Here is a 4,126-nt window from a genome sequence, read left to right as displayed (position 1 = left end):
GCGGCAAAGGCGAAGCCCGGCGGGCGGCTGAAACGATAGCTGACCGCCGCCGGGGTACGGACGACACGTTCGATGAAGGTGAGCTGAAAGGCCATGCTGTTTGTCTGAGCTGTATTGAGGCGGGCGAAACGATGACAGGAGTCATTATATCCCGCTGCGGCGGCCTGTCAACAGACGCAAGCCTGAACAATCCGGCGGATAAAAAACAAATGTTTGAGATCAAAAAATATTTACAGGAGCAGCGGCAACTTGTCGAGCAGGCCATGCGGCGGCATATGCTGGCGGCTGAAGGCGTTTTCGCGGCTCATGTTGAGACTATGCGCTACAGCCTCTTTGTCGGCGGCAAGCGTGTCCGGCCTATTCTCTGCCTTGCCGCTGGCCGCTGCGTCAGCGGTGCGCCAGACACAGAAGAGCTGCTTTTGCCAGCGGCCTGCGCTTTGGAGTGCGTCCACACCTATTCGCTGATCCATGACGACCTGCCGGCGATGGACAACGACGATCTCCGCCGGGGCCAGCCCACCTGCCATAAAAAATTCGGCGAGGCTGAGGCCATTCTGGCCGGCGACGGCCTGCTTACCTACGCCTTTGAGCTGCTCACCAGCACAGAATTTCCCGGTCCGGCCCCGGAGCTGCGCCTGCGGCTGGCGGCGATCTTGGCCAAGGCGGCAGGGCCGCTGGGTATGGTCGGCGGCCAGTTTCTCGATATCGCCAGCGAAGAACAACAGATTCCTTTCGAGCTGCTCCAGACCATCCACCGCTCCAAGACCGGCGCACTGATTACTGCTGCTGTGCAAATGGGCGCAGTCGGCGGCGGCGCGGATAGAACCCAGTTGCAGGCCCTGACCGAATACGGCCAAGCGGTCGGTCTTGCTTTTCAAATTGCTGATGATCTGCTGGATGTCACCGCCTCCACCGCACAGCTCGGCAAAACCGCCGGGCATGATGCCAAGCAGGGCAAAGCCACCTATCCCGCCTGTCTCGGCATCGAAAAAACCCGTGCGCTGGCGGCGGAAGCGGCAGACAAGGCTGTAGTCGCTTTGGCCGGTTTTGATCAGCGGGCTGAGCCGCTGCGGGCCTTGGCCCGCTACATCGTCAGTCGGACAAACTGAGCATGGAAGAAATCCGCTGCCTTCGTTCCACGCTGCTGGCCGGGCTGCCGCACGGGATGTTCTCCCGCAGCGGCGGGGTGAGCAGTCCGCCATTTGCCAGCTTGAATCTCAGCTATGGCGTGGGCGATGACGTGGAGCATGTCGCCGCCAACCGGCAGCGGCTCAAGCAGCACTTAGAAATCAAGCATATTGTCTCAGCAGTGCAGGTGCATGGCGACCGGGTGCTGGCTGCGGAGGATGTCAGGCGAGATGCTGAATACGAAAGCGCGGACGCGCTCGTCACCAGCCAGCGCGGCATTGGGCTGCTGATTCAGCAAGCTGACTGCCAAGCAGTACTGCTCCATGATCCGGCGCGGGAGGTCATCGCCGCTGTTCACAATGGCTGGAAAGGCAGTGTGCTGAACATCATAGCCGCCACCGTGCGCCTGATGAGGGATCATTACGGTTGCCGTCCGGCGGACTTACGGGCAGTGATCAGCCCCTCCCTTGGCCCTTGCTGCGCCGAGTTTGTCAATTGGCGGCAGGAGCTGCCCGCTTCCATGCATCGGCATCAGATCAGGGAAAATTACTTTGATTTCTGGGCGGTCAGCCAAGAACAGCTCACCGAGTCTGGAGTGAAGGCGGAGCAGATTGAGACCGCTGGCATCTGCACGGTCTGCAACCGGGATTTCTTCTCCTACCGCCGGGCAAGACACGATGAGGGTGGAACGGGCCGCACCGGACGCTGCGGCTCGGTCATCTCTTTGGCGTGATCAGATTGAGTCGGCTCTTTCGAGGATCATGCTGACGCAGTATAAAATGTGAGAGTATTGATCCTGATCTCATAGCCGGGCAAAAAAACAAGGGAAGTGCACCTAGCCCTGCCTGATGAAAAAATACAGTGTTCTTCTGATTGCCGCCGCTGTCCTGAGCGGCTGTTTTTTTCTTTATCTGTCCCTGCCGCCGCTGTTGCTGCGCCAGATTCCGGTTCCTTGCTCGGCGCAAGTGCTGGACCGGGACGGCAAAATTCTGCATCTGTTCACAGCAAAAGGCGGTTATTGGCGGCTGCCCTCCCGCTTGGAGCGTATTGACCCGGAATTCATCCGCCTGCTTTTAGCCTGCGAGGACAAACGCTTCTGGTCGCACTGGGGCGTAGATCCGCTTGCGTTGGGCCGGGCAGTCAAGCAGCTGGCCAGGCATGGCCGGGCGGTTTCCGGTGCGTCCACTATCACCATGCAGACCGTCCGCCTGCTCCATCCGCGCCCGCGCACGGTATTGAGCAAGCTGATTGAAATGGCCGAGGCTCTGCGTTTTGAGCGGCATCTGAGCAAGCAGGAGATACTCGAAACCTACCTGACGCTGGCCCCGTATGGCGGCAACATCGAAGGCATTGAGGCGGCCAGCCGTTTTTATTTTCAGAAAGACGCGGCCCGGCTCACGCCCTCCGAGATCGCTTTGCTGATCAGCCTGCCGCAGTCGCCGGAGCGGAGACGGCCAGACCGGCACCCTGAGCAGGCTGAGCTGGCCCGCAGCCGGGTGCTGGAGCGATTGGCGGAAAATGGTCTGCTCAGTTCTGATCAAGCCAAATTGGCGCGGACGCAGCCTCTGCCTGCCAAACGGCATTCTGCTCCTTTTCTCGCGCCGCAGTTCAGCCGCCAGCTCCGCGCTCTTCAACCGGAAAAAGAGCTGCTTCTCAGCTCGTTAGACCGAACAGTTCAGGAGAAAATGGAGGCCATCGCTGCGCAGGCCCAGCAGCGTCTTGGCGAGGAGGGCAAGAGGACACTGGCCCTCCTCGCTGTTGACAACCGGAGCCGTCAGGTGCTGGCTCATGTCGGCTCCGGCGGCTGGCGGATCAGCAGTCTTGATCTGACCAAGGCGCGGCGTTCGCCCGGCTCGGCTCTCAAGCCCTTCATTTACGGTCTCGCCTTTGAGCAGGGTATTCTTCACCCGGAAACCCTAATTCTCGATCGTCCAGACCGCTTTGGCAGCTACGGTCCAGACAATTTCGACCGCACCCACCACGGCTGGGTTTCAGTGCGCGAAGCACTGCACCGCTCGCTCAACCTGCCTGCGGTGCAGGTGCTGGAGCGTGTCGGCCCGCAGAACCTGCTGGCCCGCTTCGCCTCGGTCGGCGTTTTCATGGGCCGCAGTCAGGCTGAGGCGGGACTGTCGTTGGCTTTGGGCGGCACGGCCACGAATCTGCACGACCTCACCGCGCTCTACGCCGCATTGGCTGATCAAGGGGAATTCCGGCCCATCACCTTCAACCCTGCCGCGCCGCCCGGCCCGGAAAACCGCCTGCTGGCTCCGGCAGCGGCTTGGCAGGTGGATGAAATTCTGCGCAACCTGCCTGCCGCCGCCGGGCTGCAAACAACGGCAAAAATCCGCTACAAAACCGGCACATCCTACGGTTTCCGCGATGCTTGGGCCATTGGCTACACCCGGCAGCACACGATCGGAGTCTGGGTTGGGCGGCCCGATGGCGGCTACGGCAAGCGCACCACCGGAGCCGAGCTGGCCGTGCCGGTGCTGCTGCAAGCCTTCGCTGCTTTGCCCGCGCAAGTCGAGGCCGCTGACATCCCGCCTGCCGGTTTCCGGCGGCTCAGTCATAATCAATTGCCGCCGCATCTGCAATATTTCAGCCGCTCGGCAGCCGAGCAGAGCCAGCCCCGCATTTATTATCCGGTGGACGGCAGCAGTCTGCATCTCAGCGGCGAGCCAGTGCTGGTGTTGAAAGCCCACGGCGGCGCACCACCCTTTCACTGGCTGATCAATGGCCAGCCAGTCGCCAAAGAACAGCAGAGCGAGATCATCTCCTGCCCGCCGCCAGGGCCGGGCCTTGCCCGCATCACCCTGATTGACAGTCAGGGCCGCCGTGACCGGATTTCCGTCTGGGTGAATCTGGAAAACTGAGCAAGGTGCTGGCGGCTGCGCCAGCCGCTTTTCCGCTTGCTTATAAAGAGGAAAGAGGCTTATAATCGCATTATGAATAGTGCGATTCAAAATGAAAGAAAGGAGGCTGCCGTGAACAATATCAC

The 4,126-nt window shown here is 60.9% G+C and carries 3 protein-coding genes; all 3 read left to right on the top strand.

Going from position 1 to position 4,126, the window contains the following annotated elements; translation table 11 throughout:
• The first annotated feature begins 209 nt into the window (after nt 1-209).
• The 3 genes from ACNKID_RS04470 (at nt 210) to pbpC (ending at nt 4,001) form a co-directional block, all read left to right on the top strand.
• Nucleotides 210-1,109: a polyprenyl synthetase family protein gene (locus ACNKID_RS04470; protein WP_417912236.1), complete on the top strand. Its 900-nt coding sequence runs from the start codon at nt 210-212 to the stop codon at nt 1,107-1,109.
• Between the two features lie 2 nt (nt 1,110-1,111).
• Entirely contained in the window at nt 1,112-1,861 is a 750-nt protein-coding gene (gene pgeF, locus ACNKID_RS04465; protein WP_417912235.1) for a peptidoglycan editing factor PgeF, read from the top strand.
• A gap of 115 nt (nt 1,862-1,976) precedes the next feature.
• On the top strand, nt 1,977-4,001 hold the full coding sequence (gene pbpC, locus ACNKID_RS04460; protein ID WP_417912234.1) for a penicillin-binding protein 1C: 2,025 nt from the start codon (nt 1,977-1,979) through the stop codon (nt 3,999-4,001).
• Nucleotides 4,002-4,126 lie beyond the last annotated feature (125 nt).

Origin of the sequence: Candidatus Electronema sp. TJ, assembly GCF_048287355.1 — a bacterium.
Classification (GTDB): Bacteria; Desulfobacterota; Desulfobulbia; order Desulfobulbales; family Desulfobulbaceae; genus Electronema.
The sequence above is the reverse complement of the archived record's forward strand: the minus strand, read 5'-3'. Positions and strand labels throughout refer to the sequence as shown.